At 63.3% G+C, this 23,853-nt stretch carries 22 protein-coding genes; 10 read left to right on the forward strand and 12 right to left on the reverse strand.

The features are described 5' to 3' along the window. Positions 1-76 precede the first annotated feature (76 nt). Positions 77-850, reverse strand: a complete 774-nt coding sequence (locus tag V3C40_RS09805; protein WP_034778849.1) for a 5'-3' exonuclease — start codon at positions 848-850, stop codon at positions 77-79. A gap of 216 nt (positions 851-1,066) precedes the next feature. Continuing rightward, a complete protein-coding gene (locus V3C40_RS09810; RefSeq protein WP_034745630.1) occupies positions 1,067-1,738 on the reverse strand; it encodes a glutathione S-transferase family protein in 672 nt (223 codons plus the stop codon). 164 nt (positions 1,739-1,902) lie between these two features. Here V3C40_RS09810 and V3C40_RS09815 point away from each other — a divergent pair, with 164 nt between their 5' ends. The 4 genes from V3C40_RS09815 to nagZ all read left to right on the forward strand — a co-directional run bounded on the left by V3C40_RS09815 (position 1,903) and on the right by nagZ (position 7,408). Continuing rightward, positions 1,903-2,955, forward strand: a complete 1,053-nt coding sequence (locus V3C40_RS09815) for a YjgN family protein (RefSeq protein ID WP_331777294.1) — start codon at positions 1,903-1,905, stop codon at positions 2,953-2,955. Between the two features lies 1 nt (position 2,956). Continuing rightward, on the forward strand, positions 2,957-3,970 hold the full coding sequence (locus tag V3C40_RS09820) for a M48 family metallopeptidase (protein WP_331777295.1): 1,014 nt from the start codon (positions 2,957-2,959) through the stop codon (positions 3,968-3,970). Between the two features lie 103 nt (positions 3,971-4,073). Further along, positions 4,074-5,684 (forward strand): FMN-binding glutamate synthase family protein, encoded by a 1,611-nt coding sequence (locus V3C40_RS09825; RefSeq protein WP_331777296.1) that lies wholly within the window; start codon positions 4,074-4,076, stop codon positions 5,682-5,684. 182 nt (positions 5,685-5,866) lie between these two features. Continuing rightward, the gene (gene nagZ / locus V3C40_RS09830) at positions 5,867-7,408 is read left to right on the forward strand and encodes a beta-N-acetylhexosaminidase (protein WP_331777297.1); all 1,542 of its coding nucleotides are present in this window, start codon (positions 5,867-5,869) and stop codon (positions 7,406-7,408) included. Positions 7,409-7,458: 50 nt separating this feature from the next. Here the strand turns inward: nagZ and V3C40_RS09835 are convergent, their stop codons facing one another. From V3C40_RS09835 to V3C40_RS09850, 4 genes are all read right to left on the reverse strand, one after another. Beyond that, a complete protein-coding gene (locus V3C40_RS09835; RefSeq protein WP_157814699.1) occupies positions 7,459-7,620 on the reverse strand; it encodes a hypothetical protein in 162 nt (53 codons plus the stop codon). A gap of 72 nt (positions 7,621-7,692) precedes the next feature. Then, positions 7,693-7,968, reverse strand: coding sequence for a hypothetical protein (locus V3C40_RS09840; protein WP_070302856.1), 276 nt, complete (start codon positions 7,966-7,968; stop codon positions 7,693-7,695). Between the two features lie 9 nt (positions 7,969-7,977). Then, on the reverse strand, positions 7,978-9,879 hold the full coding sequence (gene feoB, locus V3C40_RS09845) for a ferrous iron transporter B (protein WP_331777298.1): 1,902 nt from the start codon (positions 9,877-9,879) through the stop codon (positions 7,978-7,980). Positions 9,880-9,881: 2 nt separating this feature from the next. Then, complete coding sequence (locus V3C40_RS09850; RefSeq protein ID WP_034745614.1) at positions 9,882-10,166, reverse strand: FeoA family protein; 285 nt, start codon at positions 10,164-10,166, stop codon at positions 9,882-9,884. Between the two features lie 413 nt (positions 10,167-10,579). Between V3C40_RS09850 and V3C40_RS09855 the strand changes: the two genes are divergently transcribed. Further along, positions 10,580-10,795, forward strand: a complete 216-nt coding sequence (locus V3C40_RS09855) for a (2Fe-2S)-binding protein (protein WP_034745611.1) — start codon at positions 10,580-10,582, stop codon at positions 10,793-10,795. 16 nt (positions 10,796-10,811) lie between these two features. Then, complete coding sequence (locus tag V3C40_RS09860; protein ID WP_051990857.1) at positions 10,812-11,513, forward strand: energy transducer TonB; 702 nt, start codon at positions 10,812-10,814, stop codon at positions 11,511-11,513. Between the two features lie 219 nt (positions 11,514-11,732). Here V3C40_RS09860 and V3C40_RS09865 read toward each other — a convergent pair whose 3' ends face one another. Further along, entirely contained in the window at positions 11,733-12,413 is a 681-nt protein-coding gene (locus tag V3C40_RS09865) for a Fe2+-dependent dioxygenase (RefSeq protein ID WP_070302854.1), read from the reverse strand. Between the two features lie 421 nt (positions 12,414-12,834). Between V3C40_RS09865 and bfr the strand changes: the two genes are divergently transcribed. Beyond that, the gene (bfr, locus tag V3C40_RS09870; RefSeq protein WP_034745609.1) at positions 12,835-13,311 is read left to right on the forward strand and encodes a bacterioferritin; all 477 of its coding nucleotides are present in this window, start codon (positions 12,835-12,837) and stop codon (positions 13,309-13,311) included. A 56-nt stretch (positions 13,312-13,367) separates the two neighbouring features. Here bfr and V3C40_RS09875 read toward each other — a convergent pair whose 3' ends face one another. From V3C40_RS09875 to V3C40_RS09895, 5 genes are all read right to left on the reverse strand, one after another. After that, positions 13,368-14,696 carry an MFS transporter gene (locus V3C40_RS09875; protein WP_331777299.1) on the reverse strand — a complete coding sequence of 443 codons (1,329 nt, stop codon included), beginning with the start codon at positions 14,694-14,696 and terminating at the stop codon, positions 13,368-13,370. Beyond that, complete coding sequence (locus V3C40_RS09880; RefSeq protein WP_331777300.1) at positions 14,693-16,555, reverse strand: alpha-amylase family glycosyl hydrolase; 1,863 nt, start codon at positions 16,553-16,555, stop codon at positions 14,693-14,695. The genes V3C40_RS09875 and V3C40_RS09880 overlap by 4 nt, the downstream gene beginning before the upstream one ends. Before the next feature lie 15 nt (positions 16,556-16,570). Beyond that, positions 16,571-18,865: a TonB-dependent receptor gene (locus V3C40_RS09885; protein ID WP_331777301.1), complete on the reverse strand. Its 2,295-nt coding sequence runs from the start codon at positions 18,863-18,865 to the stop codon at positions 16,571-16,573. Between the two features lie 310 nt (positions 18,866-19,175). Further along, on the reverse strand, positions 19,176-20,204 hold the full coding sequence (locus V3C40_RS09890; RefSeq protein ID WP_331777302.1) for a LacI family DNA-binding transcriptional regulator: 1,029 nt from the start codon (positions 20,202-20,204) through the stop codon (positions 19,176-19,178). 7 nt (positions 20,205-20,211) lie between these two features. Then, positions 20,212-20,826, reverse strand: coding sequence for a glutathione S-transferase N-terminal domain-containing protein (locus tag V3C40_RS09895; protein WP_331777303.1), 615 nt, complete (start codon positions 20,824-20,826; stop codon positions 20,212-20,214). Between the two features lie 277 nt (positions 20,827-21,103). Between V3C40_RS09895 and purB the strand changes: the two genes are divergently transcribed. The 3 genes from purB to V3C40_RS09910 all read left to right on the forward strand — a co-directional run bounded on the left by purB (position 21,104) and on the right by V3C40_RS09910 (position 23,791). Continuing rightward, positions 21,104-22,483 (forward strand): adenylosuccinate lyase, encoded by a 1,380-nt coding sequence (gene purB, locus V3C40_RS09900; protein ID WP_072457294.1) that lies wholly within the window; start codon positions 21,104-21,106, stop codon positions 22,481-22,483. A gap of 182 nt (positions 22,484-22,665) precedes the next feature. Next, positions 22,666-23,190, forward strand: a complete 525-nt coding sequence (locus V3C40_RS09905) for a cytochrome b (RefSeq protein ID WP_046684510.1) — start codon at positions 22,666-22,668, stop codon at positions 23,188-23,190. Between the two features lie 46 nt (positions 23,191-23,236). After that, positions 23,237-23,791, forward strand: coding sequence for a YceI family protein (locus tag V3C40_RS09910; RefSeq protein ID WP_139090541.1), 555 nt, complete (start codon positions 23,237-23,239; stop codon positions 23,789-23,791). The last annotated feature ends 62 nt before the right edge of the window (positions 23,792-23,853 follow it).

Genomic DNA, 23,853 nt, shown 5'->3' on the forward strand with positions numbered 1-23,853 from the left:
GCTAGGCGCGTTGCCGAAGGCAGTACGAATGTACGACGAGGCAAGGCAACAACGCCATGAGTTTTTTTTGGGCGCTCTACTTTTCCCACACCAGCTTGTTCCAGGTGACGCCCAACGTGACATCCGTCTTGAGCGCAACTAACTTTCTTGAAAGATACAGTATTTCCCGCTCTTTTCGCAGGCTTTCACCGAGCGCACCGGGCAAAATGCCCGCGCCGGCCATCACGGCGTCGATATTGCCGTAGGCGCGCAACAGTTTTGCGCCCGTCTTCAGGCCGATCTTCGATACGCCGGGAATGCTGTCGGTGACGTCGCCCATCAGTGCCAGCAGGTCGGGCAGCAGTTCCGGCGGCACGCCGAACTTTTTCTCGACCCAGGCGTGGTCGTGCCAGACGCCCTTGAAGTGGTCCCACACGAGCGCGCCGTGCGCGATCAGGCCATGCAAATCCTTGTCGGTGGTGGCGATGACGGCCGCGCCGCGCCCCTCATGCAGCCAGCGCATGACGGCCGTGCCGATCACGTCGTCGGCCTCGACCTCGGGAATGCTGACCACGTGCATGCCGAAGCTGGCCAGGGTGGCGTAGAAGCCAGGCAAGGCGTCGCGCAGCACCTGCGGCATGGGCTGGCGCCCCTCGCGGTAACCGGCATACAGGGCGTGGCGCCAGGTCGGGCCGCCGAAATCGAAGGCCGGCAGGATATGCGTCGGCTCGTGGTCGTTGATGAGCGTGCGGAACGACGACAGCGCATGGCGCAGCGCGATCTCCGCCTTCAGGTCGGAATCGGGTTCAGGACTGGCTTCGTAGACGCGGCGTACGATATTCAAGCCGTCGATAGCGAGGAGTCTGGCCATGCGGTAAATGGATACTGGTTGAATCGATCATTTTACCGTATGGAGCAAGCACTATTCCCCGCGAATTCCGCTTGGCAGGTTTTACGCGGCGTAACAACGCCTAACAAAACCGTAGCGAGCGGAAGTGAATTGTGGCTAAGAAGCGCAACCGTACTCAAGTACGGTGAGCATCGCAGGCCGCAAGTCGCGACGCGCAGTAGGTTTGGTTAGGCGTTCTCACTTGGCGAAATCGTAGGGCCCGCCCCGTTCGAGCGCCCGCTGATAGGCAGGCCGCGCATGGATGCGCTGCAGGAACGCCGTCAGCTTTGGCAGGCGCTCGTCGAGTCCGCCGCGCATGGCCGCCGCTTCCAGTGGAAAGCTCATCTGGATGTCGGCCGCCGTGAATTCATTGCCGGTAAACCATTTGCTGTTCTCCAGTTCCGCTTCCATGTAGGCCAGCTGGCTGTTGATATTGGGCAGGATGAAGCTGCTCTTGACCTTGCTGGCGATGCCGCGCGCGATCGGTTTGACGAAAAACGGCATCGGCGACGATTCGACCTTGTCGAATACCAGCTTCATCAGCAGCGGCGGCATGGCCGAGCCTTCCGCGAAATGCAGCCAGTAGGTCCAGCGCAGCTTCTCCGGCGTGCCCGCCGCCGGGATCAAGCGGCCATTGCCGTAGCGCTCGACCAGGTACTCGATGATGGCGCCCGATTCGGCGATGGTGTTGGCGCCATCGGTGATCACGGGCGACTTGCCCAGCGGATGGACGGCCTTCAGCGAGGCTGGCGCCAGCATGGTTTTCGGGTCGCGCTGGTAGCGCTTGACCTCGTAATCGAGGCCCAGTTCCTCGAGCAGCCAGAGCACGCGCTGCGAGCGCGAATTGTTCAGATGATGGACGACGATCATGGTTTTCCCGTTAAGCGATGGTTGAGTTCCAGTATAGCCGGGACGGCCGGATCGGGGCGGCGCAAGGGAATCTGCAAAAAAATTGCGAAAAACAGTATTTTCAATTGATAACTTTTCAATCTTCCCTTATCTTGTTTTGTTTCCAATAAGTAAGGAAACCCCCTGTGGATTTCGACACCAACAACACCACGCCCAAGCGCGAAGCCATCACCTTCAGCGCCACCGGCAGCGAATACTTCCGCATCTGGATCGTCAACCTGCTGCTGAGCATCGTCACCCTGGGCATTTACTCCGCCTGGGCCAAGGTGCGCCGCAACCGCTATTTCTATTCCAGCACCCACCTGGCTGGCAGCAGCTTCGAATACCATGGCAATGCCGTGGCCATCCTGAAGGGCCGCATCGCGGCCGTCGTACTGATCGGCGGCTACAACATCGCCTTCCAGATCTCGCCCATCATCGGCCTGATCATGCTCGTGCTGATGATGGCCGTGCTGCCATGGCTGGTCTGGAAAAGCCTGCAATTCAAGCTGTACAACACCAGCTACCGCGGCATCCGCTTCGGCTTTGACGGCAGCGCCAAAGAAGCCTACAAATACTTCCTGTGGCTGCCCATCCTGAACACCTTCACGGCTGGCCTGATGACGCCGTTCCTGCACCAGCGCCTGAAGCGCTTCCAGCACACGCAAAGCCGCTTCGGCAGCAGCAACTTCAGCTTCGACGCCTCGGTCGGCAGTTTCTACAAGACGTACCTGCTGTTCTTCGCCCTGCTGCTGGCCGGTTTCCTGGTCCTGATCTTTGTCGTCTTCGCCAGCGTCTTCGCCACGTTTGCCACCAATGCCAACGATGTCACCAAGGCCGGCAGCATCTTCGGCGCCGTGGCTGCCCTGTATGCCTGGGCCTTTATCGTGCTGCCGCTGTTCCTGACCATGATCCAGAACCTGATCTGGAACCATACGCGCCTGCAGCAGCACCAGTTCCAGTCGCAGCTGACGTGGGGCCGCACCACCTTCATCATGCTGACCAACCTGCTGGGCATCGTCGTCACCTTGGGCCTGTTTTCGCCATTCGCCCAGGTGCGCTGGCTGAAGTACCGCCTGGAAGCGACTTCGATGCTGGTGCACGGCAGCCTCGACGCCTTTGTCGCCGCCACCGGAGAGCAAGTGTCGGCCACGGGCGAAGGCATGGTCGACCTGCTGGACTTCGACCTGTCGCTGTAGCATGACGCTCGACCACGACGCGCCGGGCGCGGCCCCCGTGCCCGCGCGCTATTTCGACGGCCAGACCTCGCGCCTGTACCACGTCACGCTCAGCGTGCGCGATGGCATGGCCGTGCTGGCCGGCGATATCGAGCGCAGCTCCCCGCTGGGCGAGCTGCACGTGTCCGAACGCAGCAGCCATGCCGTGCGCAAGGTCAGCTTTCCCGACGGCGCCTATCTGGAGATCGCCGACCAGGCGGCCTTCAACGACATGCTGCATGACACGGGCCACCGCGACGGCTGGGTGGTGCGGCTGCAGCAAAGCTGGCGCGGCGCCCTGCTGGCCACGGTCGCCACCGTGCTGGCCCTGTGGCTCAGCTATCAGTACCTGCTGCCGGTCGTGGCGAAGGGGGTCGCGTATGCGATTCCCCAGTCCGTCGAGCGCCAGTTGGGCCAGGGCGTGCTCGATTTCCTCGACGAACACGTGTTTGAGGCAAGCAAGCTCGCTGACGCGCGCCAGCAAGCCTTGCGCGCCCGGTTCGCGCGCCTGGCCACGCCCGGCGACAGCACGCCCGAGCACCGCATCGTTTTCCGCAAGAGCAAAATCGGTCCGAACGCGTTCGCCCTGCCGTCGGGCGACATCGTGCTGACCGATGAAATGGTGGAACTGATGCCGGACGACGACGCCATCATGGGCGTGCTGGCGCATGAACTGGGGCATTTGCAACAGCGCCACCTGACGCGCCGCCTGATCCAGACGTCGGCCGTGGGCGCCGGCGCGGCGCTGCTGTTCGGCGACGTGTCGACCGTCGTGGCGACCTTGCCGCCGCTGCTGCTGGACTTGAAGTATTCGCGCGATGTCGAGCGCGAGGCGGACGACTACGCGATCGCCATGCTGCGCCAGAACGCTATTCCACTGGAACACCTGGCGCAAGTGTTTGTCGCCCTGGGCAAGCTGGATCACGGCACGCCCTACCTGTCTAGCCATCCGGCCAGCGCAGAGCGGGTCGAGCGTATCCGCGCCGCACAGCGCTAAGTCTTCACGCGGCGTCCACCGGGCGCCGCTTTCTTTCCCTCCAGCACGTTCGGCGAATCGAAGGTAGACTCGGCTTTACCAGTCTGACTTCACCGGAGTGCCCATGCACCTAGTACCATTTCGCTACCTGACCTTCATTGCGACGGCAGCCATCTTTGTCCTGTCCCTGTTTTACTACGATCATTACTGGCTGCCCGTGCTGGCCGGTGCGCTGACCCTGGTCGGCATCAGCGACCTGCTGCAAACGAAGCGCGCCCTGCGCCGCAATTACCCCATCCTCGCGCATTTCCGCTTCTTTTTTGAGAGCATCCGCCCCGAAATCCGCCAGTATTTCCTGGAAAGCGACAGCGAAGCGACGCCGTTCTCGCGCAGCCAGCGCAGCATCGTCTACCAGCGCGCCAAGGAGCAGACGGACAAGCGTCCGTTCGGCACCCAGCTCGACGTGTATGAAGCGGGCTACGAATGGATCAACCATTCCATCGCGCCCGCCAAGGTAACGAGCCACGATTTCCGCATCGAGATCGGCAACCATCCGGACTGCCGACGTGAAAAGCCGTATTCGGCCAGCGTCTTCAATATCTCGGCGATGAGCTTTGGCGCCCTGTCGGCCAACGCCATCCTGGCCCTGAACGGCGGCGCGCGCAGCGGCGGCTTCATGCACGACACGGGCGAAGGCAGCATCAGCCCCTACCACCGCGAAAACGGCGGCGACCTGGTGTGGGAAATCGGCTCCGGCTACTTCGGTTGCCGCAACCAGGACGGTACATTTTCGGAAGAACGCTTCATCGCCAACGCCAGCTCGGAGCAGGTGAAAATGATCGAGCTGAAAATGTCGCAGGGCGCCAAGCCGGGCCACGGCGGCGTGCTGCCCGGGCCGAAAGTGACGATCGAGATCGCCACCACGCGCGGCGTGATGGTGGGCGAGGATTGCGTCTCGCCGGCCGCGCACAGTGCCTTTTCCACGCCGCTGGAAATGCTGCACTTCATCGACCGCCTGCGCACGCTCTCCGGCGGCAAGCCGACGGGCTTCAAGCTGGCCATCGGCCATCCGTGGGAGTTCTTCGCCATCGTCAAAGCCATGCTGGAAACGGGCATCACGCCCGACTTCATCGTCGTCGACGGCAGCGAAGGGGGCACGGGCGCCGCGCCCCTGGAATTCACGGACCATGTGGGCACGCCGCTGCAGGAAGCGCTGGTGCTCGTGCATAACACCCTCGTGGGCGCCAACCTGCGCGCGAAGATCAAGATCGGCTGCTCGGGCAAGATCATCACGGCCTTCGACATCGCCCGCCTGCTGGCGCTGGGCGCCGACTGGTGCAATTCGGCGCGCGGCTTCATGTTCGCGCTGGGCTGCATCCAGTCGCAAAGCTGCCACACGGACCGCTGCCCCACGGGCGTGGCCACGCAAGACCCGCAGCGCCAGCGCGCGCTGGTGGTGCCCGACAAGATCGCCCGCGTGGCGCACTTCCACCAGAACACCATGAAGGCGCTGGCCGAACTGATCGCCGCCGCCGGCCTCGCGCACCCGCAGGAGCTGCGTCCGCACCACCTGGTGCGGCGCATTTCGCCGAACCAGGTGAAACTGGCGTCGGCCCTGCTGCCGTTCCTGGAAGCGGGCCAGCTGCTCGACCCGAGCCAGCTGCCGCAACTGCCGCCCGTGTTCGGCTTGTACTGGCCAAAGGCGCAATCGGCTTCGTTCCAGCGCCTCGATTGACGGCGCCGTTGCGCAAGTGGAGCAATACCACTTAACAACCACTTGCGCAAATATCCAAATCCAATACAATACCAAAATAAGTATAAAACCAAGGCAGCTTTTCCGGTGATTGTCCAGACGCGTCACCAGGGGCCAGAATACGGACTTGTCGTCATCAGAATGAATACCGGAGGAGTTGCAGCATGGAACAGGGTTTGCGCGAGAAAGTAGGACAGCTATTCATGGTGGGCTTCGACGCCCTGCAGGCGGACGAGCATATCAAGACCTTGATACGCGAAAAGAAGGTGGGCGGCGTGATCCTGTTCCGCCGCAACGTGCATACGCCCGCGCAAGTGTCCGCCCTGTGCCGCGAACTGCAGGAGATCAACGCGGAAGTGTCCGACACCCCGCTGCTGATCTCCATCGATCAGGAAGGCGGCATGGTGATGCGCATCGAACAGGGCGTCACGCCGATCCCGGCGGCGATGGCCTTCCAGGCGGCCGGCTCCATCGACGACTGCGAACGCATGAACCAGATCAGCGGCGATGAAATGCGCCAAGTGGGCATCAATATGCTGCTGGCCCCCGTGCTGGACGTGAACAACAACCGCAACAACCCCGTCATCGGCGTGCGTGCGTATGGCGAGGATGCCGCCACCGTCATCGACTACGGCATGGCAGCCATGCGTGGGCAGCGCGCCAGCGGCGTGGCCGTCACGGCCAAGCACTTCCCCGGCCACGGCGACACGGCCACCGACACGCATTACGCCATGGCCCTGGTCCCGCACGACAAGGAACGCCTGCGCGCCGTGGAACTGGCGCCCTTCCGCGCGGCCATTGCCGGCGGCGTCGATGCCATCATGACGGCGCACGTGGTCTTCCCCGCTTTCGAGGCCGATACCAGTGTGCCGGCTACCCTGTCGAAAGGCGTGCTGACGGACCTGCTGCGCGGCGAGTTGAAATACCAGGGCGTCGTTATCACCGACTGCCTGGAGATGGCGGCCATTGCCGACGGCATCGGCATCGCGCAGGGCGCCATCGCCACCTTGCAGGCTGGCGCCGACATCGTCCTCATCTCGCACCGCGAAGCGCAGCAGACGGCCGCCATCGATGCCGTCATCGCCGCCGTGGAGCGCGGCGACATTGCCATCGCCCGCATCGACGCGGCTTGCGCGCGCGTGGCGGAACTCAAGCGCAACCGCGCCGTGCGCGACTGGCGCGAACGCCCGGTCGCCCCGCCGGCGCTGATGCAGCCGGCCGCCATGGCCCTGTCGCAGCTGCTGCAAAAGGCCGCCTTGCGCGTGCAGGGCGACTACCGCCCGCTCGACGCCAGCCTGCCCGTGACCCTGCTGACGGTGGAAGTGCGCTCGCGCAGCGAAATCGACGAAGTGGCGCTGGGCCGCAACAAGGAAGCGCGCAGCTCGATGCTGCCGGCGCTGCTCGAAGCGGGCCTGGACGTGCGCGAGTACGCCTTGTCGGCCGAGGCGCTGGACGACGAGGTCAATGAAGCCATCGCCTTTGCGCAGGGCGCGCAACAGATCGTGCTGCAAACGTATAACGCCATGTTCGTCGACGGCCAGCGCCGCCTGGTCGAGGCCCTGCCGCACGACAAACTGTGGCTGGTGGCGGGCCGTCTGCCATATGACCTGGACCTGGCGCCCGACGCGCAAGGCCGCCTGGCCGCCTTCGGCTGCCGCCCGGCCGCGCTGGTGCCGGTCGTCGACAAGCTGGCCGGCAAAGCGTAAGCGCAGCGCTGCAGACGTAAAAAAAACCCGCATGCGCGGGTTTTTTTCATTCAGCTTGGCGCAACGGGCGGCAGGGCCGCCACCGCCAGCAAGGCAAACGGACCGAGGAACAGGCCGATGCCGAACCAGAGTCCCCCGTGGCGGCCGCGCCGGCTGGCGAGCAGCCAGGTGGCGACCGCAAACAGAAACATGAAGATCAACAGTATCGCCATTGCCACTCCTTGCCATGCGGAAAGCCCAGTGTAGCCCACAGGCGCGCCCGTGGCTACACTGAAATACAAGCCCTAGCGCTGCACCTGCATCAGGATCACGCGCTTGCTGCTGCCGTCGGCCGGTGGCGTGGCGGACGGCGGCGGCGGGCTGTCGCAGGAGCCGCAGGAACCGCAGCCACTGCCGCAACCGGGCGCCACCTTGAAGAAGGTCGACATCTTCGCCTCATCGAGGCCGCAGCGCACGAGGCCGCGCACGATGGCGCGGCGCACGCCCGCCGGCAGGTACTTGGTCGAAAAATGCAGCAGCGCGGCTGCGACGATCAGGGCGACGATGAGGGTTTGCCACATGCTTTTCTCCTAAGCGCCCAGCAACAGGGCGACGCGGTACGTGATGAACGAGGCGGCATACGCCAGGGCGAACATGTAGCCGGCCATCAGCAGCGGATAGCGCCAGCCGCCCGTCTCGCGTTTCACCACGGAGAGGGTCGACAGGCACTGCGGCGCAAATACATACCAGGCCAGCAGGGACAGCGCCGTGGCCATCGACCACGAATGGGCGATCAGCGGCTCGAGCGTGGTGGCCAGCGCGTCACCCGTTTGCGACAGCGCGTACACGGTGCCCAGGGCGCCGACGGCCACTTCGCGCGCCGCCATGCCCGGCACCAGCGCGATGCAGATCTGCCAGTTGAAACCGATCGGCGCGAAGATCACTTCCAGGCCGCGGCCCAGGATGCCGGCCAGGCTGTAATAGATCGGCGGGTGGATCGCGTTGTCCGGCGGGCCGGGGAAGGTGCTGAGGAACCACAGGATGATCATCAGGCTCAGGATGATGGTGCCGACGCGCGTGAGGAAGATCTTCGCGCGCTCCCACAGGCTGACGGCCAGGTTGCGCAAATGCGGCCAGTGGTAGGCCGGCAGTTCCAGCAGCAGCGGCTGGTTGCCGCGCACGCCCATGCTGCGCTTCATGACCCAGGCCACGGCCATGGCCGAGATGATGCCGGCAAAGTACAAGACGAACAGCACCAGGCCTTGCAGGCTCAAATAGCCCCACACCTGGCGTTCCGGAATGAAGGCGGCGATGATCAGCGCATACACGGGCAAGCGCGCCGAGCATGTCATCAGCGGCGCGATCATGATGGTGACGAGGCGGTCGCGCGGATTCTGGATGGTGCGCGCCGCCATCACGCCGGGAATGGCGCAGGCAAAGCTCGACAGCAGCGGGATGAAGGCGCGGCCCGACAAGCCCACGCCACCCATCATGCGGTCCAGCAAAAAGGCCGCGCGCGGCAGGTAGCCGCAGTCTTCCAGGCTCAGAATGAAGAAGAACAGGATCAGGATCTGCGGCAGGAAAACCAGCACGCTGCCGACGCCGCCGATGATGCCTTCCACCAGCAAGCTTTTCAGGTGGCCGTCAGGCATGTTTGCCGTCAGCACGGCGCCCAGATGGCCCACGCCATCGGTAATCATTTCCATCGGCGTGGCCGCCCAGGCAAACACGGCCTGGAAGATCAGGAACATCAGCACGGCCAGGATGATGGGGCCGAAGACGGGATGCAGCACCACGTCGTCGATCTTTTCCGTCAGGTTGCCGCTGTCGCGCGTGTCGTTGCTGACGGCGGCCAGGATGCGGCGCACTTCGCGCTGGGTTTCTTCGACGCTGACGGCATCGATGGCCGCCAGCGGTTTCGCTTCCACCACCGGCAGCGGCAGCATGGCGTCGATGGCGTCGAGCAGGGCTTTTTCGCCATCGTGCTGCACCGCGATGGTTTCCACCACGGGCATGCCCAGTTCGGCCGACAGCCTCGCCGTGTCGATCAGCATGCCGCGCTTGCGCGCCACGTCCGTCATGTTCAGCGCCAGCAGCATGGGCAGGCCCAGGCGCTTGACTTCCAGCACCAGGCGCAGATTCAGGCGCAAATTGGTGGCGTCGACGACGCAGATGATGGCGTCCGGGCGCGGGTCGCCCTTCCGCAAGCCGCCCACCACATCGCGCGTGATCGCTTCATCGGGCGTGGTGGCCGACAGGCTGTAGGCGCCAGGCAGGTCAAGCACGCGCACGGGCTTGCCGGCGGGCGACGTGAAATGGCCTTCCTTGCGCTCGATGGTGACGCCGGCGTAGTTCGCCACTTTCTGGCGCGCGCCCGTCAAACGGTTGAACAGGGCGGTCTTGCCGCAGTTCGGATTGCCCAGCAAGGCAATTTGTGGCTGATGCGGCGGCTTGTGCACGCCCGCATCGACGATTGTTTCGACAGCACCCATGATCATTCCGGTTGAAGCAGCGGTTGAATCGTAATCAGCGCCGCTTCGAAGCGGCGCAGCGCGAACGTGGCATTGCCCACCTTGATGGCCAGCGGATCGCCGCCGGGAATGCCGCGCTTGAGCATACGGATGCGTTCGCCGGGAACGAATCCCAGCTCCATCAGGCGGCGGACAAGGTCGACGCCGTCCTCCGTCTGTCCTGCCGTGTGGGGCGTGATATGCAACACCGTGCCGCTCTGGCCGACTGCCAGCGCGTCGAGCGTCATCATGGGTGGAACTAGAGTCATGAGCAAATTCCGTTCAAATTAAGAACACCGGGGACAGACTGCTGCGCGTGGCGCATCGTGTTTGACGTGGGTGTTGTGAGGTAAAACGCAACTGTTGCGCATTACCGACAAGCGGCCTTTCAAACTGTCCAGACGGCGACCGTCCGAGACAATACCAGCATTATAAACATGAATGCGAATAGTTTTTATTTAGCCCGGAGAGCCGCCCCCATCAAGGGCTGCACCATCCGAAAAAATGGCATATCGATGCGCCGCGCCAGGCCGCCAACTGCCGCACACTTGATCAAAATCGCTTGCATTGTCCCGCACTTTGCGCGACAATGAAACGTAATGATAATGATTCTCATTAAAACACTAGCAACAATGCTTCCAAGCACTAGTGTCTGTTCATCCTCCAGCCAGAAGGTGTATCAATGATTGTATGTGTCTGCAACAACATATCTGATCGTGAAATCCGTCAAGCCGTCGATCTTGGCCTGTCCAGCATGGCCGAACTGCGCCGCGACCTGGGCGTGGCCACTTGCTGCGGCAAATGCCACACCTGCGCGCGGGAAGTGCTGAACGATCACCTGAACGCCACCGTGGCGCTGCAAGAAACCGTATTGATGCGAGCTGTACTGACAAACTAAGAAAGCGATGAATGCCATGACGATGATGCCCCCGCCCGTAACGGTGCAGGCCGTGCAGCAATTTGCCGACTTCGACAAGAAGCGCAACAAATTCGCGCCGCTGATGGCCATCGTCGTCCTGCATATCGCCGGCTTTTACGCCATCCAGAGCGGCTTGCTGAGCCGCGTCGTCACGGCGGCCATGCCGACCATCACGACCATCAGCATCATCGCCCCGCCGGCGCCGCCGAAACCACCGGCACCGTCCGTGCCGAAAACCGTGGAACTGAGCGCTCCCGTGCCGCGCGCCGTGATCCCGCCGCTGCCGCTGATCGCCGTGGCGCCAAGCGAACCGACGATCACGCCGCCGCAGCCGACGCGCGCCGAAGCGGCGCCTGTCGCCACCGCCGCACCGACGGCGCCAGCGGCACCATCGCCGACGCCACCGGCACCTTCGACACCGCGCACCGTCAGCAGCGTCGAATACATCAAGGCGCCGCAACTGATCTACCCGAATCTGTCGCGCCGCCTGGGCGAAAGCGGCACCGTCGTGTTACGCATCCTGATCAATGAAAAAGGCTTGCCCGAGCAAATCCTGATCCAGAAATCGACCGGCTACAACAACCTCGACGAAGCGGGCCGCCAGGCCGCGCAGCGCGCGCTGTTCAAGCCGATGATCGAAAACGGCAAGCCCGTGCCCGTCTACGTTTTAGTACCGCTGACCTTCCAACTGAGCTAGCCTTCCGGCGGCCCTTGGGCCGCTGCCAGCCCGCAAGCACCGCACCCTGTGCCCTGCTTGCTTTTTTGCGCCCGTTTTAGTCAAGCGATTTGCTTGTTTCAGTCTGCCAGCCTACATCCCCGGGCCAGGCAGACTTTTTTTTGCCTGCTATGGGGTCAGACCCTCAACACCGCCAACGCCCAGTTCAGCGCCAACGTCCCCGGGGGTCTGACCCCAGCCTTACATCTCCGCCCACATCCTGAGCAAATTATGATAATGCCCCGTCAGCCCCACCGTCGCCGGCGAGTCGCCATGCGCCGCGCGCACGCTCTGGATATTCTGATCGAGCTCGAACAGCATGCTGCGTTTCCAGTCTTCGCGCACCATGCTTTGCGTCCACAGGAAGGAGCAGATACGCTCGCCGCTGGTGACGGGCAGCACCTGATGCACGCTGCTCGACGGATACACGATCACGTCGCCGGCCGGCAGTTTCACTTCATGCGTGCCGTAGGAATCGACCACCACCAGCTCGCCGCCTTCGTACTCCTCCGGCTCGCTGAGGAATACGGTCGACGAGACGTCGGCGCGCATCGATTGCATGCCGTTTTTCGGCGTGCGGATGGCGCCATCGATGTGCAAGCCATAGTGCTCGCCGCCCGCATAGCTGTTGAAGAATGGCGGCAGGATGCGCAGCGGCAGCACGGCCGCAAAGAACAGCGGATTGGCCATCAGCGCGCGGCTGACGATCTCGCCCAGTTCCAGCGCCAGCGGCGAACCTTCGGCCAGCTGGCGGTTGCGCTTGACTTGCGCGCCTTGCGCTCCGACGCTGGCGCGTCCGTCGACCCAGTCCGTCTGCGCCAGGCGCTGGCGGAAATGCGTCACCTGTTCCGGCGTCAGCACGCCGGGTATATGCAGCATCATCTTGCTATCCTTTTTCAGTAAATATCGCTGCCCGATTATCGCATCGCCGGCGTCGGCCAAGAAGGCACAAAAGCAAGAACGGACGAACATTTCCCGCCTTTTCAGCGCGGCCATGCACGCGCGCCAGCGGCGGCAAAACAGCGCTGGAAACGCGAATGAGAATGGCCTTCATTTTCCTTAACAAATAAAAAACGGCGCAACTGGGCAATCCACTTGAGAATGGGTTTTATTCGCACGATATTTACGTTAAAAAGACGGAAAAATGCCGTTTAGCACCGGAAATCGCCGGCATTTTGCGCTATCATGCGGGCATAGCGAAACCGGCAACCTGCGCGCCACCAGGCAGCCAACGCCACCCGGCAGTGAACGCCAGCAGCCTGCGGTTTCATCATCGAACGCGACACAGAACAAAGGAAATCCCATGAAGGGCGATAAAGAAGTCATCCGCATGCTCAACGCACAGCTCACCAACGAACTGTCGGCCATCAACCAGTACTTCCTGCATGCGCGCATGTACAAGCACTGGGGCCTGGAAAAGCTGGGCAAGAAGGAATACGAAGAATCGATCGGCGAAATGAAACACGCCGACAAGCTGATCGACCGCATCCTGATGCTCGACGGTCTGCCTAACCTGCAAGCGCTGCACAAGCTGCTGATCGGCGAGAACACGCCGGAAATGCTGGAATGCGATTTGAAGCTGGAACGCGCCGCGCACGCCACCGTCAAGGAAGGCATCGCCATCAGCGAAAAAGCGGGCGATTACGTCTCGCGCGACCTGTTCCTGATGATCCTGGAAGACACGGAAGAGCATATCGACTGGCTGGAAACGCAGATCGACCTGATCGCCAAGGTCGGCATTCAGAACTACCTGCAAAGCCAGATGGCGATTGAAGAATAATTGTTCTTCGAGGCAGATAAAAAAAACCGGCAGCGCCGGTTTTTTTTCGCCTGCCGTCAAGCCTTGCCGGTCTGCGGCGGACGCAGCTTGACGAACAGCACGGCCACCGCCGCGCACAGCAGCAGGGCGCCGGCCAGCCGGATGACGTTCTCCGGATTGCCTCCCAGCCAGCTGCGGTAATACAGCGGCAAGGTGAAGATCTGGATGATCATCGGGATGACGATGAACATATTGAAAATGCCCATGTAGACACCCGTGCGTTCGGGCGGGATGCAGCCGGCCAGCATGATGTAGGGATTGCCCATGATGCTGGCCCAGGCCAGGCCCACGCCCAGCATCGGCAGCAACAGCAGCGCCGGGCTGTGGATCAGCGGGATGCCCAGCATGCCCACGCCGGCCGCGCACAGGCACACGCTGTGCATGCGCTTGGGGCCGAAGCGGCGCGTGAACGGCACCAGCGCGAAGGCGGCGACAAAGGCGACGAAATTGTAGAAGGCGCCCACCTGCCCGTTCAGCAGGCCTGCGTCGCGAAAGCCTTGCGACGCGGGGTCCGTCGTGTGAAACAGCGTGGCCGACAGCGACAGCGCGATGTACTGCCAGTAGCAGAACAGGGCGTACCACTGGAACAGGTTGACGAGGGCCAGCTGCTTCATCGTCGGCGGCATATCGCGCAGGGCCGCGCCGATATCGGCCAGCGTGTGGCGCCAGCCCGGCGGGCGGCTGCGGATGGCCGCCAGCTCGGCCGCCGTGAGCGGATTTTCCGGCGTCGTCTTCAAGGTCCACAGCACCGAGGCGAGCGAGAACACGGCGCCGATCATGAAGGCGGCGATGACGATGTGCGGGATATGGCTGCCATTGACGGCATCCTTGTTCATGCCCAGCATAACCAGCAGCGACGGCGTCAGGTAGGCCAGCGTCTGCCCCAGTCCCGTAAACGCGCTTTGCGTGAGAAAACCCAGCGAGTGCTGCTTCTTGTCGAGCTTGTCGCTGACAAAGGCGCGGTAGGGCTCCATCGTCACATTGTTGGCCGCGTCGAGTATCCACAGCAGGCTGGCCGCCATCCACAGGGTGGGACTGAACGGCATGGCCAGCAGGCCCAGGCTGCACAAGATGGCGCCAATCAGGAAGTACGGCGTGCGGCGGCCCCAGCGCGTCACCGTGCGGTCGCTCATGGCGCCGATCAATGGCTGCACGAGCAGCCCCGTCATGGGACCGGCCAGCCACAGGTAGGGCAGGCTCGCTTCATCGGCGCCCAGGTATTTGTAGATGGGGCTCATGCTGCTTTGCTGCAGCCCAAAACTGAATTGGATGCCAAAAAAGCCGACATTCATGTTGACGATCTGCCAGAACGACAGGTGCGGACGGTGCGCGCTGGCGTCGCTCATGCTGGTTCCCTTTCCAACCACAGCATATGCCAGGGCTGCAAGCCCACCGTGCCGGACAGCACGCTGCCATCGAGGCTGTTGCGCCATTCGCCTGCGGGCAAAGTGAAACGCTGGCTGGCGCCGCTGAAGTTGCTCAGGTTGAGAAACGCGTCGCCGCGCAGCAGCGCCAGCACGGCCGGCATATCGGCGGGCAGCACGCTGCGTGGCGCGGCGGCGGCAAGGGCAGGCAAGCGCCGGCGCACATCGACCAGCTGGCGCAGCGCCAGGTACAGCCGGCCGCTGGCGCTCACACCATCGTGGCGCCATGCCAGCAGGCTGTCGTCGAACGCGGGACGCTGCAGCCAGCGGCTGTCCATCGCCCGGTCGGCCCGCTGCGTGTAGCTGTGATCGTTGGTCATGCCCAGTTCATCGCCCATGTACAGCACGGGCAAGGCGCCAAAGCTCAAGGCCAGGCCATGCAGCAGCAGCAGGCGCCGCAGCGCGTATTCCTGCTCCTGCACCGTGGCGGCGCTTTCCAGCCCGGCCAGCGAGGCGGCCATGCCGTTGCTGCCATGCGCCTTGTCGGCGCTGCTGCTCTGGAAGGCGGCGCCGCGCGCATAGCTGCCGGGCGCGCCGGCAAAAAACTGCGCGATGCGCGCCAGGCGCACCGGCCCGTTCGCGCCCGCTTCATTGAGCAGCACGTTCCAGCCGATGTCGTCATGGCAGCGCACATAACTGAGCCAGCTGGCGGCCGGCGGCAGCGGCGGCGTGGCGGCGATCACCTGCTGCAGCAAGTCCGTACTTTCCTCGGCCAGCGCGCCCCAGCCGGCGGCCATCAGGCTGCTGTGATAGGCGATATGGCATTCAGGCGCCGCATCGCTGCCAAAATAGGCGGGCAGCTTGGGCGTGGGCACGATGGCTTCGGCCTTGAGCAGCACGCCCGGCGCGACGATGGCGGCAATCGCGCGCAACGCCTGCAGCAGGCTGTGGGCTTCGGGCTGGTTCATGCAATCGCTACCTTCGCGCTTCCACAGGAAGGCCGTCGAATCGAGGCGGAATACCTCGATCCCCTTGTTGGCCAGGCCCAGCATGGCGCCGGCCATGGCCGCGAAGACGGCCGGATTGGCGTAATTCAAATCCCACTGGTACGGGTAAAACGTCGTCCAGACCCAGCGCTCGAGTTCCGGCACGAACGTGAAATTGCCGGGTGCCGCCTGCGGGAAGACCTGCCCCACGGTACGCTCGTAGCGGTCCGGCTGCACGCGGTCGGGATAGGTATGGAAAAAATCGCGCAGCAGCGGATCGCCGGCCTTGGCGCCCAGCGCCCACGCATGGTCGTCGGCCACGTGGTTGAGGATCAGGTCCGAGCACAGGCTGATGCCGGCCGCGCGCAGCTGCGCCGTCAACGCCAGCAAGTCGGCATTGCTGCCCAGCGCGGGATCGACTTCCTCGAAGCTGGCGACGGCAAAGCCGCCATCGCTTTCGCCGGCGCGCGGGCGCAGGAACGGCAGCAGATGCAGATACGTCACGCCCAGTTCGCGCAGGTGGGCAATGCGCGCCGCCACGCCCTGCAGATTGCCGCCGAAGCGCTGCACATACGCGCTGTAACCGAGCATGGACTGGCTGGCAAACCAGTCCGGCTGCGCTTCGCGCTGCGCATCCTGCCGCAGCAGCTCGGGGGCGCGCGCCGCATACAGCCGCCCCACGCTTTCCATCAGGTCGCCCAGCCAGGGCAGGAAGTCCGGCCGCTGGCCATACAGGCTGCCCAGGCGGTCGAGCAAGACCGCCTCCTGGCGCGCATAGCGGCGCGCCGCATCGTCGCGCAAGTGCGTGGGGAGCGGCGCCAGCAGGCGCGCCAGGGGGCTGCGTATCGACATCATGAATCCTATCCTTGCTTAAAATGCGTATTTCAGGCTGACCTTGACGGCGCGCCCCGTGATCGAGCGGGCCGCATGGCCATCGCCCTCGACTTCCGTGTAGCCGATCTTGTCGAGCAGATTGTTCGCCGTCAGCGCCACCTGCAATTGCGGCGTGAGCTGGTAATTGACGAAGGCATTGAGCACCTGGTAGGCGGGCAAGGTGATCGTGTGCGCATCGTCGCCCCACGACTTGCCCGTGCCGACCAGGCTCGCGCCCAAGGTAGCCTGCCCCCATTCATAGGTGGGCGCGATCTGGTAGACGACACGCGCCTGGCGCCGCGGCGTATTGCCGATCAGCGCCACGTCGGCCGCCGCCGTGCCCGTGATCTCGGCATCGGTGAACGTCAAGCCGCCATTGATGCGGAAGTCGCCGGCGCTGTAGGCCGCTTCCAGTTCCACGCCTTTCGCTTCATAGCTGTTGGCCGTGCGCAGCTGGGTGGTCGCCTCGTAATTGCTTTCCTTGGTCTTGGCCTGGAACACGGTGACGAAAGTGCTCAGGGGACCACGCCGCCATTTCACGCCGCCTTCGAGCTGGCGCACGGTATTGATCGCCACGGGCACGCTGCCATCGAGCGGTGTGCCGAACAGGATGCGGTCGGCATTGAAGGCCACGCCTTCGCTGACGCGGGCAAACACGGCCAGGTTCCCCTGCAGCTTGTAGTTCGCGCCCAGCGAGTACGAGGTGTGGCCCAAGGTGTAGTCGACCCGCTGCACCGTCGACGGCAGATACGCTTGCGCGCCGGTGGCCTGGTTGGCCGTGCCGCTCGCATGCTGACGGTCGCGCCGCAGGCCGCCGTCGAGATTCAGCGCGCCGCTTTCCCAGGCCAGATTCAGGTAGGGCGACGTCGTGCGGTATTCCATGTCGACGGCGCGCGAGCAGCAGGCGCCGAAGGCCGGGCCGATATAGCCTAGCGTGCCGCTGGCCGTCTGCAGCAACGCCGGCCGGTCGCCCGTGGCCTGCATCAGGTATTCATTGAAGTTCCAGGTCAGGCCCAGCTTTTGCTGCGACAGGTACAGGCCGGCCGTGGTGGTCAGCTTGCCGCTGTCGAGCACAAACGTCTTGGCCAGCTTGGTGTCGCTCAGGGTATTGCTGGCGTCGTCGATCGAGGTGTTGAACACCACGGCGGAAAACGCACGGCCCGTGTAAGGCTTGCCCTGGTTCGGGCCGCTGGCAAACACATAGCTGCCGTCGCTGCCATTATTCGACGGGAAGACGCCGATGAAGCGCCCCGAATTGTCGGCGTAGCGGAAGTTTTCGCTCACGCTCCAGCCCTGCCCCAGCTTGAACGACGCTTCCAGGCCCACGGTATCGCTCTTGACGTGCAAGCCGTCGTTGACGCGGGTGGCCACGCGCTGGTTATCCTTGTTCAGCACCATGTCGGGCACCCAGTACGGCGAATAGAAACTGGCCTTGCGCGGGTCGATGCCGGCGATTTCCCCGATACGGCCATTGCGCACGCTGACGGGCACGGGCAGGGCCGTGGGCGACTGGTCGTCGAGATGCTTGAACGACAGGCGCACGAAGCCGCTGTCGAATTCATGCGTGACATTGCCGCGGATCTGCCCACCCTTTTCGCTGTTGACGCCACTGTGGCGGATGCCTTCGCCCGTGCGCCAGGAGCCGCCGATGAAGAAGCGCGTGCGCTCCGAAACCGGCGCGCCGTAATCAAAATCAACACGCGTCTGGTCGTAGCCCAGGCCACGGCTGAGGGCCACGCTGCCGCCCTTCTCCTTGCCATTCTTGCTGATGAAATTGATGATGCCGCCCGGCGAATTGGTGGCCAGGGTGGAGGCCGAACCGCCGCGCACCACTTCCAGGTGGTCGAGCGTGGAATCGATCTTGACGAAGCTGTCGGGCGTCGTGAAATTGAAGTCGCCGAACTGCAGCACGGGCAAGCCGTCTTCCTGGATCTGCACATAGCGCGCGCCGCCAGCGGAAATGGGCAGGCCGCGCACGGTGATGTTGGCATTGCCTTCGCCGCCCGAGGATTCGGCGCGCAAGCCCGGTACCGAGCGCAGGACTTCGGCCGCGCTGGTCGGTGCGTTGTGCAGGATGGTATCGAGCTCCATGCTGCTGACGGAATTGCTCGATTTCATTTTGGACGTGCCGCCGGTGGTACCCGTGACGACGATGCGTTCCAGGTTCAGGCCATCGGCGGGAGCGGCGCTGGCGGTGTCGGCGGCCGATTGCGCGTGGGCGGCGCCCAGTTGCAGCATGGCCAGGGCGACGGCTGCGGCCATGCAGCCGCGTTGTGCAGTACGTGCGTTCATTTTGTCTCCAGTGTTGTATGCCGATACATCGAGGTATCCGCTTGTTATGGGTACTGGCCGCCGCATGCCGTGGCGCGCTGGCTGAGCCGGTACGCCATTATTGAACGAATAAGAATTTATTGCAATCGATTGCAATAGAGCACTGCAACATGAAAATGTTGTTGTTTTTAAGGGAATATTACGGGCAATATAGAGGGAAAAATGCGGGGATCGACGTGATGTCAGGCTTTTCCATGCTGCTGTGCAGCATGGAAATTCACGGCTAAATTTGAAATAATTGCAATCGGTTGCAATACCTTGCCAATGCGTTTCAACGGCCCGAGGCGCGTACGATCAGCTCGGTTGGCAATTGCTGCGATGGCGCAGGCGCGCCGTCGACCAGCGCCAGCAGCGAAGCCACCAGCGCGCGTCCGGCGGCGCGGATCGGCTGGCGCACGGTGGTCAGCGGCGGATGGAAATACGCGGCCAGTTCGATATCGTCGTAGCCGACCACGGCCACCTGTTCCGGCACGGCCACGCCGCGCGCGCGCAGGGCGTTGATGGCGCTCATGGCCAGCAAGTCGCTGCAGGCAAAGATGGCGTCGAACGGCAACTGGCGGTCCAGCAGTTCCTGCACGCCCGTCGCGCCGCCCTGCGGCAGGAAGGAGCCGGCCACGTACAGTTGCGGGTCCGGCGCCAGTCCTTGCGCGGCCAGCGCCTGCGCATAGCCGGCGTGGCGCTGCGCCACTTCGGGCAGCTTGGCGTCGCCAAAGAAGGCGATGCGCCGGCGCCCCGCCGCCAGCAAGTGCTCCGTGGCCAGCCTGCCGCCGGCGACGTTATCGCCGCCCACGGTGCAATACAGCTGCTGCGGCAATTGCGCGCCCCACACGACGATGGGCACCTGGCGCGCGGCCAGCTGGTTCAGTTGTTCATGGTGGCGCCACTGGCCGATCAGGATGATGCCGATCACGCGGCCGCTGTCGAAGGACAGGGCGGCCGCATCGAGCGTTTCGGCGTCCACGCGCGAAATGAGCATGTCGAAGCCCTGCTCCGTCAGCGCATCGGCCAGGCTGCCCAGCATGCTGAGAAAGAAAGGATCGGACAGGTGCTGGCGCGTGGCCGCGTCATACGGCACCACCACGCCCACCGTGCGGTTCTGTTTCAGGCGCAGGTTTTGCGCGCCGATATTGATGGAGTATTTGAGCGAACGGGCCAGCGCGATGACGCGCGCGCGCGTCTCTTCATTGACCAGCGAACTGCCGCTCAGCGCACGCGACACGGTCGACGTGGACACGCCGGCCAGACGCGCGATATCGGCCATCTGCAGGCGTTGCTGCGCCTTCGAATCGTTGCCGGTCATCGTGCGCTCACTGCGGCGCGGTGTCCTTGAACGACTGCCGCTCGGACAGTTTGTCGAACAAACGCGCCAGCGCCGGATGCTCCGAGCGCCAGTCGATTTCCGGGAAGCGGAAGCTGAGCCAGCCCAGGGCGCAGCCCACGGCCACGTCGGCCAGGGTGTAGTTCTTGCCGGCACAATAGGCGCTCTCGCCCAGGCGTGCTTCCAGCGCCGCGAGGCCCAGAGTGACTTTGTCCAGCTGGCGCGCGATCCAGGCCGCGCTTTGCTGCTCGGGCGGGCGCTGCGTGCGCTCCAGGCGTACCAGCACGCCCGCGTCGAGGATGCCGTCGGCCAGCGCTTCCCAGTTCTTGATATCGGCCCGCTCGCGGCCATTGCCGCCGGCCGGCAGCAGTTTACAGACGGGCGTGAGGGTGTCGAGGTATTCGACGATGACTTTCGAATCGATCAGCGTGCTGCCATCTTCCATCACCAGGCAAGGCACCTTGCCGAGAGGATTGGCCTGGGCGATGCGGGTTTCCGGCACCCACACGTTTTCCAGCTCGAAGACATAGTCGAGCTTTTTTTCCGCCAGCACGATACGGGCTTTGCGGACATACGGGCTGGCGAGGGAACCGATCAGTTTCATAGGTACTTTAAGGTAAAGGAGCAGCTAGCAGTATAGCATCGGCGGCAGCGGTGTTTGGCAGCACGCGCCCGGCGGCCTCCAGTGTGTGGCAGGCACGCCGCATCGGGGCCGGATTCGGCCAACATGGGGGCTATCCGCAGCCGACGGACGGCTGGCCAGCGGCCAGCGGTGGTAAAATCGCCCTTTACTGTGGCGCCGTCAGTGTTGCTGTATTGTAATAGCCCCGCCCTCCCCGCGCGCCACACGCCAACCGTTTCTTTAACTTGCGTCCGCTCTCATGACTTCTACTACTCCGTATTCCACGCTGTCGGCCCTGTCTCCGCTCGATGGCCGCTACGCCAGCAAGACCGATCTGCTGCGCCCGATCCTGTCCGAAGCCGGTTTCATGCACCACCGCGTGAAAGTGGAAATCTCCTGGCTGCAAGCGCTGTCGCAAGCCGGTTTCGCTGAAATCAAGCCGTTCTCGGCAGAAGCGAGCGCCCTACTCGACAAGATGGCGGCCGATTTCTCGGAAGCCGACGCGGCCCGCATCAAGGCCATCGAAGCGGTGACCAACCATGACGTCAAGGCGGTCGAATACTGGCTGAAGGAACAAGTGGCGGACGTGCCGGAACTGGTGGCGGCGTCGGAATTCATCCATTTCGCCTGCACCTCGGAAGACATCAACAACACCTCGCACGGCATGATGCTCAAAGCCGCGCGCGACGGCGTGATGCTGCCGGCACTGAACGGCCTGGTGGCCAAGCTGACGCAGATCGCGCACGACAATGCCGACGTGCCGATGCTGTCGCGCACGCACGGCCAGACGGCCAGCCCGACCACCCTTGGCAAGGAATTTGCCAACGTCGTGGCCCGCTTGCAGCGCGCCGTGAAACGCATCGAACAAGTGGAAATCCTCGGCAAGATGAATGGCGCCGTCGGCAACTACAACGCCCACCTGTCCGCCTACCCCGGTTTCGACTGGCCGGCATTCTCGAAGGCCGTCATCGAACAGCGCCTGGGCCTGGTCTTCAACCCGTACACCATCCAGATCGAGCCGCACGACTACATGGCCGAACTGTTCGACGCCTTCGCGCGCGCCAACACGATCCTGCTGGACCTGAACCGCGACATCTGGACGTATGTGTCGCTGGGCTATTTCAAGCAAAAACTGAAAGCGGGCGAAATCGGTTCGTCGACCATGCCGCACAAGGTCAACCCGATCGACTTCGAAAACTCGGAAGGCAACCTGGGCCTGGCCAACGCCGTGCTGAAACACCTGTCGGAAAAACTGCCCGTCTCGCGCATGCAGCGCGACCTGACCGATTCGACCGTGCTGCGCAATATCGGCGTGGGCCTGGGCTACACCCTGCTGGCGTATGACAGCTGCCTGCGCGGCCTGAACAAGCTGGAAGTGAACCACGCGCGCCTGGCGCAAGACCTGGACGCGACCTGGGAAGTGCTGGCCGAGCCCGTACAAACCGTGATGCGCCGCTATGGCATCGAAAACCCGTACGAACAGTTGAAAGAGCTGACGCGCGGCAAGGGCATCTCGAAAGAAGCGCTGCAAACCTTCGTCAATGGCCTGGCCATTCCGCAGGATGCCAAGGATGTGCTGCTGACCATGACGCCGGGCAACTACATCGGCATCGCCGCGCAATTGGCCAAAGCCATCTAAGCAGTTTCCACATGGGGATCCTCCGATCCACTCCCGCGGGGCGGCCAGCACAAATGCTGCCCGCCCCGCGGTTTTTCCGGCAATCTTTCTTGTAGAATCTCCGGCACGCAGCGCAATTTGCTTTTCTTTGGTATATTAGGCCGAATTAGTCCTAATACGTACTACTTTCAAGAAAGCCATCGATGCAACGCTACACCACCACCGCCATCATCCTGCACTGGCTGACCGCCCTGCTGATCATCAGCGCCTTCGTCATGGGCCTGGTCATGGTCGATATTCCCGGCCTGACGCCCACCAAGCTCAAATATTTCTCGTGGCATAAATGGCTGGGCGTGACCGTGCTGGCCATCGCCGCCATCCGCCTGCTGTGGCGCAAGGCCAATGTGCCGCCGCCGCACCCGGCCAGCATGGTTGCCTGGCAAAAGAAGGCGGCCGACGCCATGCACGTGCTGCTGTATATCCTGATCTTCGCCGTGCCCGTCTCCGGCTACCTGTACACCTTGGCCGCCGGCGTGCCCGTGGTCTACCTGGGCCTGTTCCAGTTGCCCGTCATCATGGCGCCGAACCCGGAACTTAAGCCGCTTTTAAAAGAAATTCATTATGTTCTGAACATGACGATGGCCGCCGCCGTGGCCGCCCATGTGCTGGCGGCGCTGAAGCACCAGTTCATCGACCGCGATGGCGTGCTCAAGCGCATGCTGCCGTAGCACCGACTTCCCCTTGCTCACTGAAAAACTACAGGAAAAAAACAAGATGAAAACCACCCAACGCATCGTCCTCGCTTCCCTGCTGGGCCTGTCCGTGGCCGCCACCGCCGCCACCTTGCTGAAAGTCGATCCCGCCAAGACCAGCGTGTCGGCCGTGTTCAAGCAAATGAACGTGCCCGTGGAAGCGAAGTTCAAGAAATTCAATATCGCCATCGATTACAACCCGGCCGCGCCGGACGCCTCGAAGGCGTCGGTGGAAATCGAGACGGCCAGCATCGATATCGGCGACCCCGAGTACAACAAGGAAGTGGCCAAGAAAGAATGGTTCAACTCGGCCCAGTTCCCGAAAGCCACCTTTGTCTCGAGCAGCATCAAGGCGGCCGGCGCGGGCAAGCTGACGGTGACCGGCAAGCTGAGCATCAAAGGCAAGACCACCGACGTGACCTTCCCCCTGGCGGTGAAAGCCGACGGCGGCAAATATGCATTTGACGGCGCCCTGCCGATCAAGCGCCTGACCTATAACATCGGGGAAGGCGAGTGGAAGGACACGAGCATGGTTGCAGACGAGGTCACAATTAAATTCCACGTTGCCGCTCAATAACACCTGAGAAAACGTCCATGGCTGCGTTGCTCTTGCCTCGTCGTACATTCGTACTGCCTTCG

Source organism: Janthinobacterium sp. LS2A (genome assembly GCF_036543145.1).
GTDB classification, from domain to species: domain Bacteria; phylum Pseudomonadota; class Gammaproteobacteria; order Burkholderiales; family Burkholderiaceae_D; genus Janthinobacterium; species Janthinobacterium aestuarii.